20 protein-coding genes and 4 tRNA genes are annotated in these 18,872 nt (G+C 69.9%); 14 read left to right on the plus strand and 10 right to left on the minus strand.

What is annotated here, in order from left to right:
- Positions 1 to 84: 84 nt before the first annotated feature.
- Positions 85 to 615, plus strand: coding sequence for a type II toxin-antitoxin system PemK/MazF family toxin (locus ACFWJ8_RS02575; RefSeq protein WP_378808524.1), 531 nt, complete (start codon positions 85 to 87; stop codon positions 613 to 615).
- A 38-nt stretch (positions 616 to 653) separates the two neighbouring features.
- Positions 654 to 1,754, plus strand: a complete 1,101-nt coding sequence (locus ACFWJ8_RS02580) for a serine hydrolase domain-containing protein (RefSeq protein WP_378808526.1) — start codon at positions 654 to 656, stop codon at positions 1,752 to 1,754.
- Between the two features lie 42 nt (positions 1,755 to 1,796).
- Here ACFWJ8_RS02580 and ACFWJ8_RS02585 read toward each other — a convergent pair.
- Positions 1,797 to 1,872 (minus strand) — tRNA-Val (locus tag ACFWJ8_RS02585).
- 157 nt (positions 1,873 to 2,029) lie between these two features.
- On the opposite strand from ACFWJ8_RS02585, the gene ACFWJ8_RS02590 reads away from it, so the two are divergent.
- The 4 genes from ACFWJ8_RS02590 to ACFWJ8_RS02605 all read left to right on the plus strand — a co-directional run bounded on the left by ACFWJ8_RS02590 (position 2,030) and on the right by ACFWJ8_RS02605 (position 3,211).
- A tRNA-Gly gene (locus ACFWJ8_RS02590) sits at positions 2,030 to 2,102 on the plus strand.
- 53 nt (positions 2,103 to 2,155) lie between these two features.
- A tRNA-Cys gene (locus tag ACFWJ8_RS02595) sits at positions 2,156 to 2,226 on the plus strand.
- Between the two features lie 26 nt (positions 2,227 to 2,252).
- A tRNA-Val gene (locus ACFWJ8_RS02600) sits at positions 2,253 to 2,324 on the plus strand.
- A 386-nt stretch (positions 2,325 to 2,710) separates the two neighbouring features.
- Positions 2,711 to 3,211, plus strand: coding sequence for a hypothetical protein (locus tag ACFWJ8_RS02605; protein WP_378808529.1), 501 nt, complete (start codon positions 2,711 to 2,713; stop codon positions 3,209 to 3,211).
- Here the strand turns inward: ACFWJ8_RS02605 and ACFWJ8_RS02610 are convergent.
- The 7 genes from ACFWJ8_RS02610 to ACFWJ8_RS02640 all read right to left on the minus strand — a co-directional run bounded on the left by ACFWJ8_RS02610 (position 3,195) and on the right by ACFWJ8_RS02640 (position 9,159).
- Positions 3,195 to 3,599, minus strand: coding sequence for a hypothetical protein (locus ACFWJ8_RS02610; RefSeq protein ID WP_378808532.1), 405 nt, complete (start codon positions 3,597 to 3,599; stop codon positions 3,195 to 3,197). The two genes, ACFWJ8_RS02605 and ACFWJ8_RS02610, sit on opposite strands and share 17 nt — an antisense overlap.
- Positions 3,600 to 3,663: 64 nt before the next feature.
- On the minus strand, positions 3,664 to 5,037 hold the full coding sequence (locus ACFWJ8_RS02615; protein WP_378808534.1) for a hypothetical protein: 1,374 nt from the start codon (positions 5,035 to 5,037) through the stop codon (positions 3,664 to 3,666).
- Positions 5,034 to 5,333, minus strand: coding sequence for a hypothetical protein (locus ACFWJ8_RS02620; protein ID WP_378808536.1), 300 nt, complete (start codon positions 5,331 to 5,333; stop codon positions 5,034 to 5,036). The genes ACFWJ8_RS02615 and ACFWJ8_RS02620 overlap by 4 nt, the downstream gene beginning before the upstream one ends.
- Positions 5,334 to 6,122: 789 nt before the next feature.
- On the minus strand, positions 6,123 to 7,088 hold the full coding sequence (locus tag ACFWJ8_RS02625; RefSeq protein ID WP_378808539.1) for a helix-turn-helix domain-containing protein: 966 nt from the start codon (positions 7,086 to 7,088) through the stop codon (positions 6,123 to 6,125).
- A complete protein-coding gene (locus ACFWJ8_RS02630; RefSeq protein ID WP_378808542.1) occupies positions 7,085 to 7,309 on the minus strand; it encodes a hypothetical protein in 225 nt (74 codons plus the stop codon). Before ACFWJ8_RS02630 ends, ACFWJ8_RS02625 begins: the two co-directional genes overlap by 4 nt.
- A gap of 239 nt (positions 7,310 to 7,548) precedes the next feature.
- Positions 7,549 to 7,797, minus strand: coding sequence for an excisionase family DNA-binding protein (locus ACFWJ8_RS02635; RefSeq protein ID WP_378808544.1), 249 nt, complete (start codon positions 7,795 to 7,797; stop codon positions 7,549 to 7,551).
- Positions 7,798 to 7,971: 174 nt separating this feature from the next.
- Positions 7,972 to 9,159, minus strand: coding sequence for a tyrosine-type recombinase/integrase (locus ACFWJ8_RS02640; RefSeq protein ID WP_378808546.1), 1,188 nt, complete (start codon positions 9,157 to 9,159; stop codon positions 7,972 to 7,974).
- Positions 9,160 to 9,453: 294 nt separating this feature from the next.
- Here ACFWJ8_RS02640 and ACFWJ8_RS02645 point away from each other — a divergent pair, with 294 nt between their 5' ends.
- The 3 genes from ACFWJ8_RS02645 to ACFWJ8_RS02655 all read left to right on the plus strand — a co-directional run bounded on the left by ACFWJ8_RS02645 (position 9,454) and on the right by ACFWJ8_RS02655 (position 12,922).
- The gene (locus tag ACFWJ8_RS02645) at positions 9,454 to 10,134 is read left to right on the plus strand and encodes a DNA alkylation repair protein (protein WP_378808549.1); all 681 of its coding nucleotides are present in this window, start codon (positions 9,454 to 9,456) and stop codon (positions 10,132 to 10,134) included.
- A 143-nt stretch (positions 10,135 to 10,277) separates the two neighbouring features.
- Complete coding sequence (thrS, locus tag ACFWJ8_RS02650; RefSeq protein WP_378808551.1) at positions 10,278 to 12,272, plus strand: threonine--tRNA ligase; 1,995 nt, start codon at positions 10,278 to 10,280, stop codon at positions 12,270 to 12,272.
- Between the two features lie 65 nt (positions 12,273 to 12,337).
- Complete coding sequence (locus ACFWJ8_RS02655; RefSeq protein ID WP_378808668.1) at positions 12,338 to 12,922, plus strand: HIT family protein; 585 nt, start codon at positions 12,338 to 12,340, stop codon at positions 12,920 to 12,922.
- A 51-nt stretch (positions 12,923 to 12,973) separates the two neighbouring features.
- On the opposite strand, the gene pdxY is transcribed toward ACFWJ8_RS02655, so the two are convergent.
- Together pdxY and ACFWJ8_RS02665 are read right to left on the minus strand one after the other, a co-directional pair.
- Positions 12,974 to 13,825, minus strand: a complete 852-nt coding sequence (pdxY, locus tag ACFWJ8_RS02660) for a pyridoxal kinase PdxY (protein WP_378808553.1) — start codon at positions 13,823 to 13,825, stop codon at positions 12,974 to 12,976.
- Between the two features lie 7 nt (positions 13,826 to 13,832).
- On the minus strand, positions 13,833 to 15,173 hold the full coding sequence (locus ACFWJ8_RS02665; protein ID WP_378808556.1) for an aminotransferase class I/II-fold pyridoxal phosphate-dependent enzyme: 1,341 nt from the start codon (positions 15,171 to 15,173) through the stop codon (positions 13,833 to 13,835).
- A gap of 141 nt (positions 15,174 to 15,314) precedes the next feature.
- On the opposite strand from ACFWJ8_RS02665, the gene pdxS reads away from it, so the two are divergent.
- The 5 genes from pdxS to ruvC all read left to right on the plus strand — a co-directional run bounded on the left by pdxS (position 15,315) and on the right by ruvC (position 18,854).
- On the plus strand, positions 15,315 to 16,205 hold the full coding sequence (gene pdxS / locus ACFWJ8_RS02670; RefSeq protein WP_378808559.1) for a pyridoxal 5'-phosphate synthase lyase subunit PdxS: 891 nt from the start codon (positions 15,315 to 15,317) through the stop codon (positions 16,203 to 16,205).
- 2 nt (positions 16,206 to 16,207) lie between these two features.
- Complete coding sequence (pdxT, locus tag ACFWJ8_RS02675) at positions 16,208 to 16,825, plus strand: pyridoxal 5'-phosphate synthase glutaminase subunit PdxT (protein WP_378808561.1); 618 nt, start codon at positions 16,208 to 16,210, stop codon at positions 16,823 to 16,825.
- A 10-nt stretch (positions 16,826 to 16,835) separates the two neighbouring features.
- A complete protein-coding gene (locus ACFWJ8_RS02680) occupies positions 16,836 to 17,357 on the plus strand; it encodes a hypothetical protein (protein WP_378808563.1) in 522 nt (173 codons plus the stop codon).
- A 72-nt stretch (positions 17,358 to 17,429) separates the two neighbouring features.
- The gene (locus ACFWJ8_RS02685; protein ID WP_378808569.1) at positions 17,430 to 18,191 is read left to right on the plus strand and encodes a YebC/PmpR family DNA-binding transcriptional regulator; all 762 of its coding nucleotides are present in this window, start codon (positions 17,430 to 17,432) and stop codon (positions 18,189 to 18,191) included.
- Between the two features lie 81 nt (positions 18,192 to 18,272).
- A complete protein-coding gene (gene ruvC, locus ACFWJ8_RS02690) occupies positions 18,273 to 18,854 on the plus strand; it encodes a crossover junction endodeoxyribonuclease RuvC (RefSeq protein ID WP_378808572.1) in 582 nt (193 codons plus the stop codon).
- Positions 18,855 to 18,872 lie beyond the last annotated feature (18 nt).

The raw sequence follows: 18,872 nt of genomic DNA on the forward strand, positions 1-18,872 counted from the left end.
GTTCCCCCCACCGCGAGGCCCCCTTCGGCGTTCCTGCGCCGCCGCCGGCGCGTGGATGCCGCACACGGCCGTTATCGTGATCCCGTGGCCCGCGGCATCCTCTCGTCCCTGTTGAACCTCGTCCTTCCGTCCCGCCGTCCATCGACGCCCACGGCGCCCGCCGCGTCCGGGCACGTCGTGGCCGGACGCTCCGGCGACACGGCGACGCGAGAGATCGACCCGCCGCACCGGTCCGCCCTGCGGATCACCTACAAGCCCGTGCACGACGCGGATCCCGACGCCGGCGAGATCGTCTGGACGTGGGTGCCGTACGCGGAGCGCGACGGTCGCGGAAAGGACCGGCCCGTGCTCGTCATCGGGCGGCGCGACGACGACACGGTGTACGCCGTGAAGCTCACCAGCAAGGCGCACGACGGCCAGCGGGACTTCCTGCCGATCGGGTCAGGTGCGTGGGACTCGCAGGGCCGACCGTCGTGGGTCGACATCGACCAGTTCTACCTCGTGCACCGCGCCGGCATGCGGCGCGAGGCCGCCGCGCTCGACCTGGAGCGGTTCGTCCGCGTTGCGGACGCCCTGCACCGCCGGTACGGCTGGGCTGTGGGGGAGCCGCGCTAGGCTGAGCGCGCCCCGGTCCGCCGACGGAAGGTGCCCGCGTGTCCGAGACCCTGCGCGGTTTCCTCGCCCGCCATCTCGCGGCGGGCACCATGCCCGGAGCGGTGGGACTCTTCGGCGACGACGCACCGTTCGCCATCGGTCGCGACGCCCCGGACGGCAGCGAGATCCGGACGGATGCCGTCTTCCGCATCCAGTCGATGACGAAGGTCGTCACCGCCGCCGCGACGCTGCGCCTGGTGCAGGACGGTACTCTCGCGCTGGACGATCCGGTCGCGACCTGGCTGCCCGAGCTGAGCGCGCCGCGGGTCCTGCCGCACCCGGACGCCCCGCTCGACGAGGCCCGACCGGCACGACGGCCGATCACCGTGCGTCACCTGCTCACCAACACGTCCGGCTTCGGCATGATGACGACCGACTCGCCGCTGCGAACGGCGATGGCCGATGCACGTCTCGAGGCCGGAGCGGAGCCCGTACCGCTCGGAGCGCAGGACTGGCTGGACGCGCTGGCCGCCCTCCCGCTCGCGTTCGAGCCGGGGGAGGGCTGGCGCTACCACCACTCGTTCGGGCTTCTGGGCATCCTCCTGGGGCGTCTGGACGCCGGCACCGCCGAGGAGGTCCTGCGGGCCACCGTCTTCGACCCGGCCGGCATGACCGACACCGGGTTCACCGTCCAGGCGGGCGAGGAGCACCGGCTCGTCGCGGCATATCGGCGCAGTCCGGAGGGTTTCGTCGAGACGGACCCGGCGGCCGCCGGGTTCTTCGTGGATCCGCCGTACGACGTGAGCCACTCCGAGCTCGTCTCCACCGCTGCCGACTTCGGGGCGTTCCTGCGTGCCCTCCGGGACGGCCGTCTCATCGACCGCGCGCTCGTGGACGAGCTGAGCCGCGACCAGGTCCCGGACTCGGCCAAGGCCGACGACAGCTTCTTCCCCGGGTTCTGGGAGGGCACCGGGTGGGGGTACGGCGTCTCCGTCGTGACCGACGGGGAGCACCGAGGCCGCTTCGGGTGGTCCGGCGGTCTGGGGACGGACTTCTTCGTGGATGCCGACGGCACGATCTGTGTCGTCATGACCCAGGTCGAGATGGACGAACAGGTGTTCGCCATGCTCGGGGAGCTGCAGGGCGTCGCCTCGGCGTGAGGCGGGAAACCGAAAACCCCCGGCGAACCGGGGGTTTTCGTGTGGTGGGCGATACCAGACTCGAACTGATGACCTCTTCCGTGTGAAGGAAGCGCGCTACCAACTGCGCCAATCGCCCGTTCCCCAAGGGGGGACGAGTATCGATAGTACCGGATGCCGAGGCATGCCTCGAACCACAACGGTGTGACACGCGCGGGCTGCATCTGGTTTTGCATGCAGCCGAACGTCGGCTAAAGTCTTACAAGTGCCCGGCGCGAAAGCGAAGGGAACGAAATGCGGATGTAGCGCAGTTGGTAGCGCACAACCTTGCCAAGGTTGGGGTCGCGAGTTCGAGTCTCGTCATCCGCTCAAGTGCAGGGATCCTTTCCAGGGATCACAGCACGTGGGGTCAAACCACACGCGGTGGCGTGGCCGAGCGGCTAGGCACCGGCCTGCAAAGCCGTTTACACGGGTTCGAATCCCGTCGCCACCTCGCCGACAACTTAACAGCCTTTTCAGGCGCGATTGGCGCAGCGGTAGCGCGCTTCCCTGACACGGAAGAGGTCACTGGTTCGATCCCAGTATCGCGCACGTACTGAAACCCCCGGTTTACCGGGGGTTTTCTGCATTCCGCTGTGCGGGATTTCCGGCGCGTGGGACATACGTGGGAGATCGCTCACCGGGTTCCCCCTCGCGGTGCATCATCGTCGTGACGTTGCGACAGCGGGAATCGAGCACCGGACGGTGACGATTCGTCGGCGTTGCGCTTCGAACGCATAGGGCACCGCCCGGCAGCCTCCACAGACCCCCCGCACCCCACCGTTTCCGATTTTCGAGTGTGGTATCCGGGCCTGTCCGTCGATACGGACGACCGGTATCCCTGGAGATCGCCGGTGTCCGGCGGGGACACCATCCCCTCATCCTCAGTCGGGTTTCTGTATCCCCATATCGGTGTCTCGGCGGGATACCGTCCAGCCATGAAGCAGGGGCGGAAGCTGCCCGCGGGCAGGGTGAACAACATCGACCGCAAAGCCGTGGAGGCGTGGACGATGCGCGTCGCGGGCTTCACCTGGGAAGAGATATCCCAGCGCGTCGGCTACGCGAACAGGCACAACACCATCCGCGCCGTCCGGGACTACTTCGGGGAGCTGCCACAGATCGACCGCGAAGAGCTGCGGGGCATCGCCAGAGCGCGCGGGGAGTGGCTGTGGCGGCACGCGGCAGAAGACGTAGAGAAGCGGCGCCCCGGCGCGGTGCGGGCGGCCGTGGCAGCCCTGCAGCGACAGGCAGCGTTAGACGGGCTGGACGTGCCTCAGGCGCACGTGCTCGTCACGCCGACGGAAGCGGAGTACCAGATGTTGGTGGCGCGCATCCTTGGCGCGAGCGGAATCGAGGCTCCGACTGAACCCGACGTGCTGGAGCTGCCTGGGCTGGAGAGCACGCTGGATCAGCGCGGGAGCGCTAACCCGTCTTCTTGACGAACTGGTTCACCTTGATCGTGGTTCCTGATGCGGCACACGCTCGCTCCACAGCTGTGAGGCTGTCGTTGAACTCGTCGATGTTCCCGTAGATGAGAATCTCGCTGACTTTCGGCCAGCCATCGACGACCGCGAGCATGCGATCTGACACGGTGCCCTCAGCCGTCAGCGCAATCTCATCGAACGCGTCGCGTGTGTCGTCCCATGCCGTCGCCACGTTGTCTGCGTCCAATGCATCGCCCATCGAGTTGGTCGCAGCTTCGAAGTCTTCGCATGCTTGCGCGTTGGGATCCTGTGTCGGTGTCGGTGTCGGTGTCGCGGCGCCCGATGCGCACCCGGTCAGCGCGAGGAGGAGGGCGATCGCGCAAATGCCAAGTCGGCGCTTCATGGGGCTCAGCGTAGCTTTCGGGGTACACATCCGCAGTGCAGAGCCCTCGTGCGAGGCGCACAGCTCACCAGTGCGCGGGTACCTCCACCTCCCGCTGCGCGCGTTCCTGGGCTCCCCGTTGGCTCAGCTCGCGTCGCTCGTCGTGGATCTGGGCGAGCCCGGGCTGTGCCCATGACCACGCCTGATCGACCCCGGCACAGTCTGCGGCGTGGGATCGGCAGTACGGGGTCACCCGTTCATCGGCCTCACTACCCAGCCCGATCGGCTCGCCGGTGAGCGCCTCCCAGACGACGCGGCGAATGCCCTGCGCATCGGTCGGGGCACCCCGTCGCTGCCAGACGGCGTGACAGACGCCGCACAGCGGCGCTTCGGACCCGTCGGGCCACGTCAGGGCAGCGGCGTGCATCGGCTCGGCGCTGCGGTGCCACCGGCGGGCCTCACGACGCCCACACAGCCCGCACGCGCCGTCATCGGATGCTCCAGGGGTGCTCGCACGCTCCGCGACGCTCAGCGTGTCCAGGAGCTGCCTGCGCTCGTCGTCGGTGACGTGTCCCCACGGCGTGCCGGTGCCCTGTTCGCGTTCGATCGCGAAGACGAACACCCCGACCAGTCGCAGCGGCGTCCCGGCGGCGTCCAGCTCCCACCTGCGCAGCATCGACAGCGCCGCCCGCGCGTCACGTTCGGCCACCGGGCGACCCGCGAGCCGGGAGAACGCCTCAGCAGCGATCTCGCCTCGCCGGGCAGCGTCGGCGCACGTCGCGCAGGCGCGGGTCCACTGCATGGCCCGCGGAGGCTGGGCAGCCGCCCACTGTTCGCGCAGGACCTTCACCGCGCGCTCCGGCGTCTCGCCGCCAGCAGGGTGCGGAGGGATCAGGGGCCGCTCGGGCTCCACGGTGCCCTCACCGGCAGCGGCGATGCCTCCGCAGTACCGGCACCATGCCTCCGGGAGCTGCGCGCGTCGTGCACGCTCGTCAGAGTCCAGCGAGATCCGCTCGCGAGCACGCTGGAGCACACCCCGACGGGCAGGCTTCGGGCTATTGACGGTCTGGTCAGTGTCGGGCTCGGTCATCGGTTCATCCTTCGGGGTCGCGCAGTCGGGGCAGCGGGTGAGGATTGCGACGGCGTGCGATCCGAGCGTGATGACGTCCTGCCGTCCGCCGGCGGTGTCGGCCGCGCCGCACAGCGCGCAGCAAGCGCCGGCCTGCGCCCGCGACAGTGCGCACGTGGGGCACTCACTGGTGATGATCGGCCCGCCGGAAGCGTCAGCGGCGCCCAGAACACGCCACAGCGCCGGGTGCGGGCATTCCACGGGGCTTGAGTCCGCCAGGGTGCGCAGCCACACCCGGGCGCCGTCGTCCAGCTCCGCGGCGCCGACGGGCACCAGACCGGACTCCAGCGCGGCGGTGAACATCAGGTTCTCCGGGGTCTCGTCCATCATCGGCCGGGCCATCCCGCCTCGAACGCATCCAGCGAAGCATCTACCGCGCTGACGCTGCGCTGCGGGTCCAACCCGTGCGCCGTCATCGACTTCCTCAGCGCCGACTCCAGGCGTGCCCGCACCTGCGGCCAGGGCTCGAGCGGTGACGTCGGCCAGGGATCGAGCACGCTGTGTGCAGCGGCGGCCGCGAGCGCCTCCACGGGCACGCTCAGCTCCGCGAGGATCTGCCCGGACGGGCCCACGATGCGCGCGGGCACCATGTCGCGCTCAGGGTCGGTGTGGTCGTGCGTGGTCATCGGTTCTCCTTCGGGGTGTCTCGCCGTCGTGGGCCGGTCAGCCCGTGGATCGCTCTGGTGTCGCGCTCGTCGCCCGGGAGGATGCCCAGCACCGCGCGGAAGGCGTCCGAACCGCAGTCGCGGCAACGCCCGCCATCCCGGCTCCCGCAGCGTTCGCACGTCGGCTGTCTGATCACCGTGTTCTCAGGCATCGCATCTCCTTCACTGCCTCAGATCTCGGGATTCCTCGAGCGGCTGCGTGGACTTCCCTCGTCGCACGGGCTGAGCACATCTGCCAGGGCAGCGCCGGTCGTCGTCGGCTGGCAGGTCGGCAGCGCAGTCGAAGGACGACCGCAGCGCAGCGGAGGTCGGCCGCGTCAACCGAAGCGAAGCGAAGCGCGACAGCCCCGATGCGCGGTCCGGGTGCTGGGAGCTGCCGACAGCCCCGAGCTGGTGCGGCACCGTTGCGTGGGCGCACGCCTGTCGCTCGTCCGGCTGTCCGCCGCTGGGATCGGGTCCGGGATCCCTGGCGCGAGCGTCGTCGACGTGTGCGGTCCTCCTGGCGGGCTGCGGTCTCGTTCATTCTGCCGCCCTGGCGGTGTCGCATGGGATACAGCGGGTCGGGTACAGCTCGCCACGGTCTAGACGTTCGTGCAGTGTCCGGCAGGAACATACCCACTGCCTCCCGTCGTCGGCGTGCAGCCGGTGCTGCGCAGTGCAGTCGTGCGCGCACAGCATCGCAGCGAGCGTCGGCAGGTCGGGTGCGTCGAGCAGCCACCTCTCCCGCAGGCAAGTCACCCACACACGGCATCACCGTTCTCCGCTCTCCAGCTGCGCGATCAGACGGGCCACCAGCGCCAGATCCACCCTGTCCGCCAGGTCCGATCCGGGCGGGCTGTTCGCGGCGATTCGCGCACGGATCTCCGCGAACCTGTCACCGGCCATCCCCGGCTCCGCAGGGTCATCGTCAGGGCTCGCCGAGACCCCGGAATCAGCGTTCCGCGCGCCGCCAAGAAGGGGGTCTCCGTGGGCGCGTTCAGAGGCGACCACAGAACGCGCGCGAGGCCCGCTCTTAACGGAATCGCCTGTGGTTACTTCATCTGTAGCGGAAGTGACTACCCCTGAGGTAGCCACAATCGGGGGTTCCGCCTGACGCCCGGTCTCAGATTGTGACTCTCTCTCTGAGTCACAATCTGGGCCATTTGTGACTACCCCTGAGGTAGTCACAAATTCCACCGTCCCGGAGGCTCTGAGGGCATCCTCCGGCAGTGCCGCGTCGCCGTCCCCGGGATCCCTCCCCGATCCGTGCCCGGTTGGGTCCGGTGGGGCGAGGTCGAGCAGCACCGGGGCATCCGGAAGGACGTTCGGGGGAGGGGTGTCGGGCGGAGCGCCGTCGCCGCCATCCGGGACGGAATCGACAGCTACCCAGTCGGACGAATCCGGCGGGAGAACCGCGCGCCGGGTCGGAGCTTGGAGAGTGCTCTTCCGCAGCGGTACCGGCATCCGACGCGGGACCCTGTACCCCGTCGAGAGCGCACCGCGAGGATCGCACTCGATCGAGATCAGCTCCAGCTCGATCAACCGAGCGAGCTTGAGCTGCACGGTGCGCAGACTGAGGTTGATCTCCGCTGCCAGCGTCCGCGCGGCGACCGTCGCGTCACCGTCGGGGTCGGCGTGCGCGCACACCGCGAAGAGCACCAGCGCCTCCGTCGCCGACAGGCCATAGACCCGCGGCGCGCGCTCGCGGATCGCCCACTGCACATGCGCCCAGCTCATCGGCACTCACCAACTTTCGGCCAGGTATCCCGGTAGTAGGCCAGCCGTTCGCGCCGATCGAGCGTCAGCGTGAGATCCGTGAACGTGGCTTCCACGCAGCACTCGGTGATCGCGAACGACCGCAGCACGCCAAGCCCCACGAACTCCACGCCGACGTGTCGCGGGGTGAGCCCGTACGCGAACAGGCTGGTGATCCGCAGGCGTTCCTGGGCGTCCTTCACGCTGACGCTCATCGCAGACCGCCGGGGGAGACCTGACCGGACGCATCGAGCATGCCCAGAGGCGGGCGCCCGGCTTCCAGCTCGTGCCCCGCGTGGCCCGCAAGCGGACGCGCGGAGTCCGCAGAGGTGGTGACCACGGGCGATCCCTCCAGCCCCGACACGTCGCCGCCCGCAGAGGAGTCGACGTTTCGGGGGTCTGTGAGGCGATCGCGCTGCGCGTCATGCGACAGCGCCACCGATCAGCCCGCCTTGCGAGCAGCAGCGCCGCCGATCGGCACGCCGATGCGGTCGGGGGAGACCTGGCGCAGGTCAAGCCGGACATTGCGTGCACCGACGCGGTACGCCGTGATTCGCCCAGAGGCGATCCACCGGCGAATGGTCGAGAGCTCCACCGTGGCCCGCTCGGCGGCCTCCGCCATGGTGCCCCACTCGGGGCGGTCGTCGGCGGGGTCCACGGGGGACGCGGGGAAGTGAGCGAGACTGGTCATGCGGACTCCGGGAAGGTAGCGCAGATACCCCAGCACCCGAACGGGTGGAGGGTGCTCCTTCCAGGGAGTCGCGTGCAGTTGCCTGCCAGCTACTGACAGATTAGGGCGCTCCTCGAACGAAGGCGAGAGGGGCACCGGCGAGTCTTCGCCTGGTGCCCCTCTCGTCGCGAGTCGCTACGCCGTCCCTGCGTTGCGGCGCATCATCCGCGCGGCGAGTTCGTCGTCACGGTTCCCCGCATGCTGGTAGCGCATCGCCGCACCCAGCGACGCGTGCCCCAGCCGCGCCATCGTCTCCCGGGGCGTCGCGCCAGCCTGCGCGTATCGCGTGCCCGCGTAGTGCCGCAGCGCGTGGAACGGCATGTCGCCTCGTCCTGCGACCACGCGCGCCCGGTTCCAGTGCCGCCAGAATGCCGACTCATTCAGGAAAGACACCCCGTCGGCAGCGGGCCACAGCAGCGCATCCCCGATGAGCCCTCGCACATGGTCCGCAACGATCTCCGCGTCGGGCCCGAAGATGGCCACCGACCGCTCGCCCGCCGCGCTCTTCGTCGAGCCCGCGACGATGCCGGAGCTGGTGCGCACCGCGCCCCGCTCCACGCGCAGCCGCACCGACACCACAGCGCCCGCGTCGTCGCGCTGCACGGTCACGTCCTTCGCGCGCAGCGCCGTCGCCTCCCCGTACCGGAGGCCACCGACAGCCGCAACGATCACCAGTGCGCGGAACCGGGGCAGGATCACCTCCAGGATGCTCTCCAGCTCCGCATCCGTCGGCGGGATCACCTTGCGCCCCGTGCTCGTGACCTGCCCGCCCTTGATCGTGCACGGGTTGCTGGGCAGTAGCCCGTCACCGACCGCGGTCGCCAGGATCGACGACAGCAGCCCGTACGCCCGGGACGTCTGCGTCTTCCGCCCCGTCGCGAGCTGATCCGACCGCCAGCCACGCACCACCTGCGGGGAGATCGCCGCGAGTGGCATCCGCAGCAGTGCTGCCAGCGGACCGCCCGCGTCGCCCTCGCCGGAGGACGGGCGCAGCAGTCTGCGGTACTCGTCCAGCGTGCGGGGGCGGAGGTGATCGCCCTTCGCGTTCGTCCGCGACGTCAGCCATCCATCCGCGTACGCCTGGAGCGTCTGCGCGCGCTCTGCGCGGGCGGCTGCGGCGACATCGGGAGGACACCAGATTCCGGTGGCGATCTCGGTGTGACGGGCCGCGAGCCATGCGCGGGCGTCGGTCATGGTGTCGAACGTGGCCGGTGCGCTGTGCCGGTTGCCGTCGGGCCCGGTGTAGCGCGCCCGGTACCGCCCGCTCGGCAGCTTGTCGAGCTGCCCGAATGTCTCGCGTCGCTTGCGCTTGGTTGCTGGCATGTTGCTTGACCCGATCGTTGATTGACCCCCGCGCGTTGAACCGCGCATGCGAACCGCCCGGGCCGGTGCCCGTGGGAGATCGTGGGATATCTTATGCCGGTTCGTGGGATATCGTGCCTTCTCCTGCCACATGTGGTACCTAGCGCGTCCCCAGTGCTAGCAAGGGATCCGGCCCGATTCGACGGGGGAACGAACATCCCGTGCGTACTGGTTCGATCCCAGTATCGCGCACAGAAGAAAACCCCTGAGAGATCAGGGGTTTTTTGCTGTTCCAGGGACCGGTACGGTGAGCCCGTGACCCTCGCCGAAGACATCCGCTCCGCGCTGCGCGAGGCCGCTGATCCGGACCGGGCGCCCGGCCAGCAGGCGTACATGAAGTCCGACATGCCGTTCCTCGGCGTCCGCGTGCCCGATGCGCGTCGCGTCGCCAAGAGCCGGGCGAAGGGGAGGGATGCCGCCGCCCTGCGCGCCACTGCGCTCGAGCTGTGGGATGCCGCGGATCACCGGGAGGAGCGCTACGCCGCCATGGCGCTGCTGTCGCTCGCGCCCGTGCGCGCCGACCCGGCAGTCGTCCCTCTCGTTGAGCACATGGTTCGCACGGGGCAGTGGTGGGACTACACCGACGAGCTCGCGCACCGTCTGGCCGAGCTCCACGATGCTCGGCCCATCGAGACCGCCGCGCTGGTGCACACGTGGGCCCGGGATCCGGACCTGTGGATCCGGCGCATCGCGATCCTGTCGCAGCTGGGGCGCGGCATCCGTCTCGATCCTGCGGTCCTCGCCGACACGATCGCCCCCAGCACCGCCGACCCCGAGTTCTTCCTGCGCAAGGCGATCGGGTGGGCGCTGCGCGAGTATGCGCGCGTCGCCCCGGAGTGGGTGCGCGCCTACGTGGACGAGCACGAGGTCAGCCCGCTCACGCGCCGCGAGGCGCTCAAGCACGTGGGCGCCGGCCCCGGCCCGGTCACTGGGTAGAATCGACGCGTGGAACTCGTCTGGTCGACCGCTGCAGCGGCACTCAAGACCATCACGCGAACGCTCGGCGCCTGAGCGGGCGGGGCGTGGCGTGCGCCTGAAGCTGAGTAGCCTTGATCCGAGCCATTCCCAGGAGAGTTTCCGTGACTGACGCTGTGCCTTATCCCGCTGACGGCTTCGCCCTGTTCCCCGACCGATCGGTGGTCGCACTGAGGGTGAACGGCGAACTGAAAGACCTCGCGACGGTGGTGACCGAGACGGATGCCGTCGAGCCGGTCACCATCGACAGCCCCGACGGGCTGGCGATCCTGCGCCACTCGAGCGCGCACGTGCTGGCCCAGGCGGTGCAGCGCATCAACCCGCAGGCCAACCTCGGCATCGGCCCGCCCATCACCGACGGCTTCTACTACGACTTCGGCGTGGAGCACCCCTTCACACCCGAGGACCTCAAGGCCATCGACAAGGAGATGCAGCGCATCATCCGCGAGGGGCAGCGTTTCGTCCGTCGCGTCGTGACCGACGAGGAGGCGCGCGCCGAGCTTGCTGCGGAGCCGTTCAAGCTCGAGCTCATCGGGCTGAAGGGCGGCGGCGCCGAGAAGACCGAGGGCGCCTCGGTCGAGGTCGGCGCGGGCGAGCTGACGATCTACGACAACGTCGACCGCGACGGCCAGACCGTGTGGAAGGACCTGTGCCGCGGGCCGCACCTGCCGAACACCCGCCTGATCGGCAACGGTTGGGCGCTGCAGCGCATCGCCGGCGCCTACTGGCGAGGCAGCGAGAAGAACCCGCAGTTGCAGCGCATCTACGGAACCGCGTGGCCCACGAAGGACGAGCTGCGGGCGTACCAGACCCGCCTCGAGGAGGCGGCCAAGCGCGACCACCGCAAGCTCGGCAAGGACCTCGACCTGTTCTCGTTCCCCGACGAGATCGGCTCGGGCCTGTCGGTGTGGCACCCGCGCGGCGGCATCATCCGCGGCGAGATGGAGCAGCACGCGCGGCGACGCCACATCGCGGGCGGCTACACCTACGTGTACACCCCGCACATCTCGAAGCAGGACCTGTTCCTCACGTCGAACCACCTCGTCACCTACAAGGAGGGCATGTTCCCGCCCATCGTGATGGACGAGGAGCGCGACGAGCACGGCGAGATCACCAAGCAGGGCCAGGACTACTACCTGAAGCCCATGAACTGCCCGATGCACATCCTGATCTACAAGGAGCGTGCGCGCAGCTACCGGGATCTGCCGATGCGTCTGGCCGAGAACGGCACGGTCTACCGCAACGAGCTCTCGGGCGCGCTGCACGGCCTCACCCGCGTGCGCGGGTTCACGCAGGACGACTCGCACCTGTTCGTCACCCCCGAGCAGCTCGAGGGCGAGGCGACCCGCGTGCTCGAGTTCGTCATCTCGATGCTGCGCGACTTCGGCCTCGACGACTTCGAGCTCGAGCTGTCGATGCGCGACGACGAGAAGGACAAGTGGATCGGCTCGGACGAGTTCTGGGAGTACTCGACGAACGCGCTGCGCAACGTCGCGGTCGCCAGTGGGCTGAAACTGACCGAGGTGCCCGGCGAGGCGGCGTTCTACGGTCCCAAGATCGACCTCAAGACCCGAGACGCGATCGGTCGGACCTGGCAGCTGTCGACCGTACAGGTCGACCCCAACCTGCCGGAGCGCTTCGAGCTGGAGTACACCGACCGCGACGGCCAGAAGAAGCGGCCGATCATGATCCACCGCGCGCTGTTCGGCTCGATCGAGCGGTTCTTCGCGATCCTGCTGGAGCACTACGCGGGCGCGTTCCCGGTGTGGCTGTCGCCGGTGCAGGTCGTGGGCATCCCGGTCGCTGAGGAGTTCGCCGACTACCTCGGCGAGGTCGTCGACCTGCTGAAGGCCGAAGGCGTCCGCGCCGAGCTCGATCACTCCGACGACCGCATGCAGAAGAAGATCCGCACGCACACCACCCAGAAGGTGCCGCTGCAGCTGATCGCGGGCGCACAGGACCAGGCCGCCGGCACGGTGTCGTTCCGCTTCCGCGACGGGTCTCAGGAGAACGGCGTGCCGATCGCCGACGCGGTGCGTCGCGTGCGCGCGGCGATCGCCTCGCACGCACTGGTGAACACCGCGGAGGACTTCGCGTGAGCGACGACCCGCTTGCGGGGAGTCGCGAAGGCGAAGTCACGGTTCCCGAGCCTGTCGAAGGGCGCGTGACGAACGTCGACGAGCCCGGGTCGGGCGTTCCCCAGGGAGATGCTCCTGACGCGGCCCTCGTCGACGCCGCCTCGTTCGCGGGTGTGCCGGACGAGTTCCAGCGTCTGTGGACGCCGCACCGCATGGCGTACATCCAGGCAGGTCCCGAGGTGCTGCGCAAGGAATGCCCGTTCTGCGAGGCTCCGCGCAAGTCCGACGAGGACGGCCTGATCGTCTTCCGCGGCCGGACCGCGTACGCGCTGCTCAACCTGTTCCCGTACAACTCGGGACACCTGCTGGTGTGCCCCTACCGCCACATCGCGACGTACGACCAGGCGACCGACGAAGAGGTCGCCGAGATCGCCGCGCTGACCCAGCAGGGCATGCGCGTGCTGCGTCAGGTGTCGCGGTGCGACGGCTTCAACATCGGCATGAACCAGGGCCAGGTGGCCGGGGCAGGCGTCGACGAGCACCTGCACCAGCACATCGTGCCGCGGTGGGCGTCCGATGCGAACTTCTTCCCGATCATCGCCCGGACCAAGGCGCTGCCTCAGCTGCTCGGCGACGTCCGTCGCGCGATCTCGGACGCCTGGAACGTGTGAGGACGTGAGAAGGGGATGCCGCGAGCCGCGGCATCCCCTTCTTCACAGCCTTCAGCGCACCTGCTGGACGGCGAACTGCAGGCGCGGGTTGGCGTAGGCGTCCTGCGACTCGATGAGCTGCAGCTCGCGCTCGCCCGATGCGTGGGTGCGCTCGAGCAGGTCGTACACGCTCGAGGTGGTGCGGGCGAGGGCGTCGGCCGCGTCGCCGGTGCGGCGGTAGTGGGCGGTGAAGAGTGCCGCGGTCACGTCGCCGGAGCCGTTGGCCTTCATCGGGATGTGCGGGGTCTGCACGATCCACGCGCCGTCGTCGGTGACGGCGAGCATCTCGATCGTGCCCTCCGGGCGGTCGGGACGCTCGACGCTCGTGACGAGCACCGTGCGCGGACCCATCTCGCGTGCGAGGTCGGCGGAGGCGAGGGTGGACTCGAGGTCGGCGGGCTCGGTCTCGGTGAGGAAGCCGAGCTCGAACTGGTTCGGCGTGATGATGTCCGCGGCAGGCACGACGCGGTCTCGCAGGAGCACCGGGATCGCCGGGGCGACGAAGCAGCCGGACTTGGCGTTGCCCATCACGGGATCGCACGCGTAGACGGCATCGGGGTTCGCGGCCTTCACGCGCGCGACGGCGTCGAGGATCACGTCGGCGATGCCCTCGCCGCCCTGGTAGCCCGAGAGGATCACGTCGATCTGCGGGAACGCGCCGCGATCCTCGATGCCGACGATCACCTCGCGCACGTCGTCGGGGCTGATCATCGGACCGCGCCACGCGCCGTATCCGGTGTGGTTGGAGAAGTTGACCGTGTACACCGGCATGACCTCGACGCCGATGCGCTGGAGCGGGAACACGGCTGCCGAGTTGCCGACGTGGCCGTAGGCGACCGCCGACTGGATCGAGAGGATCTTCACCGGTCGATCATCCCACTTCCCGCACGCGGGCCCGGCCGCGCGCCGCTGCCACGGCGGCCGCCAGGTCGGCAGCCAGCTGCCCGGCTGCGGCATCGTCGAGGTCGTGGACGGTCAGTCGCAGCCGGTGCGAGGGCTCGTCGCCGGCCAGCACGAACTCGTCGCCGGGCCGCGCCAGCCAGCCACGCCGCATGAGCTGCTCCGAGACCGCGCGCGCCGGCACCGGGAGCGGGATCCACAGGTTCAGCCCGTCCCCGGCGTCCGCGTCGAGCCCGTGCGCGCGCAGGCGTGCGAGGAACGCCTCGTTGCGCGCCGCGTAGTGCGCCCCGGCGCGTCTGATCGACGCGGCGGTGGCGGCATCCGTCACCAGCGCATGCGTGAGTCGCTGCAGCAGATGGCTGACCCACGTGGTGCCGGGCGTCAGGCGCATCGCGAGCCGCTCAGCGGTCTCGGGGTCCGACGCCGTCACGGCCAGGCACATGTCGGGCCCGAGGAACTTCGACACGGATCGCACGAGCGCCCAGCGGCGGTGGTCGGGCGAGATCAGCGAGTGGAAGGGCTGCTGCGACAGCATCGAGAAGTGGTCGTCCTCGATCACGAGCACGTAGGGGTGATCGCGCAGGACGTCGCGCAGCAGCGCCGCGCGGCCGGCCGACAGGCTCGCACCCGTCGGGTTCTGCGCGCGCGGCGTGTGCACGACCGCCCGGACGCCCTGCTCGAGGGCGGCGCGCAGCCCCGTCACCGTCATGCCCTCATCGTCGACGGGCACCGGAACGGGCCGATAGCCGCCGATGCGGACGGTGTGGATGCTCGTGAGGAAGCAGGGATCCTCCAGCGCCACCGCGTCGTCGCGGGTGAGCGCCTGCGCGAGCAGCCGCTCGACGGCGTCGGCCGCGCCGCTCGTGATCGTGAGCCGGAGATCCTCGGCGGCGAGTCCGTCGCTCATCCAGTCGCGCGCCCAGCCCTCCAGAGCCGGGTCGATGACCGGCTCGCCGTACAGGACAGGTCGCCCGGCCATGCTCGCCAGCGCTGGCGCGATGTCGGGGATGAGGTCCGGATCGGGGTTGCCCGTGCCGACGTCGCGCAGCACGCTGTCGGCGGCGAAGCCCTCCTGGGCGACGGGGGAGAGTTCCGCCACGCGCGTGCCGCCACGACCGCGTGTCACGACGACCCCCGCCTGCGTCAGCTGACGGTAGGCAGCCACCACCGTGTTGCGGTTGACGCCGAGCTCGTCGGCGAGCGACCGCACCGGGGGGAGCGCATCGCCCGCGCGCAGTCGTGAACGCTCGATGAGGGCGCGCACGCTGTCGGCGATCTCGGTCGCGGATCGGCCGCGGATGTCGGAGGTCATGGCACCGTCCCTGCTGTTCGCCGGTCCGCCGATTGTAGGACGCAGTCCATGCTATCTTTTGGCCTAGGTCAATGACTGCATTGTCCTCATCCGTCGCGCTGACGGCGGGACCCGCCGAAATCCAGATAAGGGAGAACCCTCGTGACCACTGCCGACACGGGAACCGACCGCGTCAAGCGCGGCCTCGCCGAGATGCTCAAGGGCGGCGTCATCATGGACGTCGTCACGCCCGAGCAGGCCAAGATCGCCGAGGACGCCGGCGCCGTCGCCGTCATGGCGCTGGAGCGGGTCCCCGCGGACATCCGCGCCGAGGGCGGCGTGTCGCGCATGAGCGACCCCGACATGATCGACGGCATCATCGAGGCCGTCTCGATCCCCGTGATGGCCAAGGCCCGCATCGGCCACTTCGTCGAGGCGCAGGTGCTGCAGCAGCTCGGCGTGGACTACATCGACGAGTCCGAGGTGCTCTCGCCCGCCGACTACGTGAACCACATCGACAAGTGGAACTTCACCGTGCCGTTCGTGTGCGGCGCGACCAACCTCGGCGAGGCTCTGCGCCGCATCAACGAGGGTGCCGCCATGATCCGCTCCAAGGGCGAGGCCGGCACGGGCGACGTGTCCGAGGCGACCAAGCACATCCGCAAGATCAACGCCGAGATCAACGCGCTGCGCTCCATGAGCAAGGACGAGCTGTACGTGGCCGCGAAGGAGCTGCAGGCCCCCTACCAGCTGGTCGCCGAGGTCGCCGAGACGGGCAAGCTGCCCGTCGTGCTCTTCGTGGCCGGCGGCGTCGCGACGCCGGCCGACGCGGCCATGATGATGCAGCTCGGCGCCGACGGCGTCTTCGTCGGCTCGGGCATCTTCAAGTCCGGCAACCCGGCCGAGCGCGCCGCCGCGATCGTCAAGGCCACCACGTTCTACGACGACGCCCGGGTGATCGCCGACGTGTCGCGCGGCCTCGGCGAGGCGATGGTCGGCATCAACGTGGCCGATCTCCCCGCCCCGCACCGGCTCGCCGAGCGCGGCTGGTGAGGATGCCGCGCGTCGGCGTCCTCGCACTGCAGGGCGATGTCCGTGAGCACGTGCGCGTGCTCACGGACCTGGGCGCCGACGTCATTGCCGTGCGTCGGCCGGAGGAGCTCGCCACCGTCGACGGCCTCGTGATCCCGGGCGGCGAGTCGAGCGTCATCGACAAGCTCGCCCGAGCGTTCGGGATGCGGCATCCCCTCCGCGAAGCGATCGCCGACGGGATGCCGGTGTACGGGACGTGCGCCGGCCTCATCCTGCTCGCCGACCGAATCGCCGACGGCGCGCCGGGGCAGCAGACGTTCGGCGGGCTCGACGTGACGGTGCGGCGCAACGCGTTCGGCAGCCAGGTGGACTCTTTCGAGGTGGACCTCGACGTGCCCGTGCTGGGCGACCCGCCCGTGCACGCGGCGTTCATCCGGGCGCCGCTCGTCGAAGAGATCGGCCAGGGCGTCGAGGCGCTCGCGACGCTCGACGACGAACGGATCGTCGCAGTGCGCCAGGGGGCACTGCTCGGCACGTCGTTCCACCCCGAAGTGACCGGAGATCACCGGTTCCACCGACTGCTGCTCGATCTCGTCGACGAGCGCGTGCGCCGGGCCGGCGCGGACGACACCGCGAGGTAGATTCGGAGCCATGACGATCAACGACTGGTGGCGCGAGCACCCGGAGGAGCGCTACTGGATGATCGCGCCGTCGCGCGGCATCGTCGGAGACGCACTGTCGGCTCCCAAGGCGCGGGACGAGCACCGGTTCGAGTGGTCGCACGAGCTCGTCGGGTTCACCGAGCCGGGTGACACGCTGTTCGTATGGGACCGCACGCTCGCGGTGCCGGGGATCGCGGCCTGGGGCCGTGTGCTCGGACCGCTGGGCGAGGAGACGCGCGACCGGCGCGGCGACGATCTGCCGCACTGGCGCATGCCGATCAGCGACACGCTGCGCCTGGCATCGCCCATCACCCTGCCGAGCCTGCGCCGCGTCGGGTCCGAGATCGTCGCGGTGCGCGACCGGGTCGAGACGCTCACCGACGGGCCGGTCTACTTCCCGTTCATCGGTGCGCCCGACACGCTGGCACCCGCACCGGCGTACCTCACGAAGGTGCCGCGCGACCTGGTCGCGCTGCTGTCGTCGCGGTTCGGTTTCGAGTTCGCCCTGTAGCCGGGGGATAAACTAGTCCGTCGGGCGAGGCGTTGACGCGTCTTCCGCCGACGAGCGTAATTCAGGAGGACCATGTCCGGGCATTCCAAGTGGGCAACGACCAAGCACAAGAAGGCGATCATCGATTCGCGCCGTGCCAAGTCGTGGGCCAAGCTCATCAAGAACATCGAGGTCGCCGCGAAGCTGGGCGGACCTGACCTGCAGGGCAACCCGACGCTGTTCGACGCCGTGCTCAAGGCGAAGAAGACGTCGGTCCCGAAGGACAACATCGACCGCGCCATCAAGCGCGGCGCGGGCATCGGCGGCGAGTCGGTCGAGTACGCGTCGATCATGTACGAGGGCTACGGCCCCAACGGCGTCGCGCTCATGATCGAGTGTCTGACCGACAACAAGAACCGCGCGGCCGCCGAGGTGCGCACGGCGCTCACGCGCAACGGCGGCACACTGGCCGACCCCGGCAGCGTGGCGTACAACTTCACCCGCAAGGGCGTGATCGTCGTCGGCGGCGAGGGGACCAGCGAGGACGACGTCATGCTCGCGGTGCTCGAGGCCGGCGCCGAAGAGGTCGAGCCGCACGCGCAGGGCTTCGAGGTCATCACCGAGGCGTCCGACCTCGTCGCGGTGCGCTCCGCGCTGCAGGAGGCCGGCATCGACTACGAGTCGGCCGACGTCGAGTTCGTCCCCAACCTCAAGGTCGAGGTCGACGCCGACACGGCACGCAAGGTGTTCCGTCTCATCGACGCGCTCGAAGACAGCGACGACGTGCAGAACGTCTACAGCAACTTCGACCTCACCGCCGAGGTGCAGGCCGAGCTCGAGTCCGACGAGGACTGACAGCACGCGGACAGGCGGATGCCTCGGCCCGGCGCAGCGCGCCTGGCCAAGGCATCCGCCTCTCTCATCTAGCGTGGGGGAGTGCGAACCGGCAGCTCGCGCGGCACTCTCCGCGTCCTCGGAATCGACCCCGGCCTGACCCGCTGCGGCGTCGGAGTGGTCGACGTGGCCGCCGATCGCTCGGCGCAGCTCGTGCACGTGGGGGTCGTCAGATCTGACGTGGACGCGCCCATCGAGGAGCGCCTGGCCGTCATCGCGGCGGGGCTCCGGGCCGTGCTCGAGGCGCACGCCCCCGATGTCGTGGCCGTCGAGCGCGTGTTCGCCCAGCACAACCGGCAGACCGTCATGGGCACGGCCCAGGCGAGCGGCATCGCTCTCCTGGTCGCGGGGGAGCGCGGCATCCCCGCGGCCACGCACACCCCCTCGGAGGTCAAGGCGGCGATCACCGGCTACGGGAACGCCGACAAGCGCCAGGTGCAGACGATGGTGGCCCGCGTGCTGCGGCTCGAAGAGCTGCCGAAGCCCGCCGACGCAGCCGACGCGCTGGCGCTCGCGCTGTGCCACGCGTGGCGAGGCGCACCGGTCGCGACCGCGCGGTCGTCGTCCACGCTCACCCCCGCCCAGCGCGCGTGGGCCGACGCCGAGCGCGTCGCCCGGCGCTGAGGTCATCGACGCCTGCGC

The organism is Microbacterium sp. NPDC058389 (assembly GCF_042722305.1).
Taxonomy (GTDB): domain Bacteria; phylum Actinomycetota; class Actinomycetes; order Actinomycetales; family Microbacteriaceae; genus Microbacterium.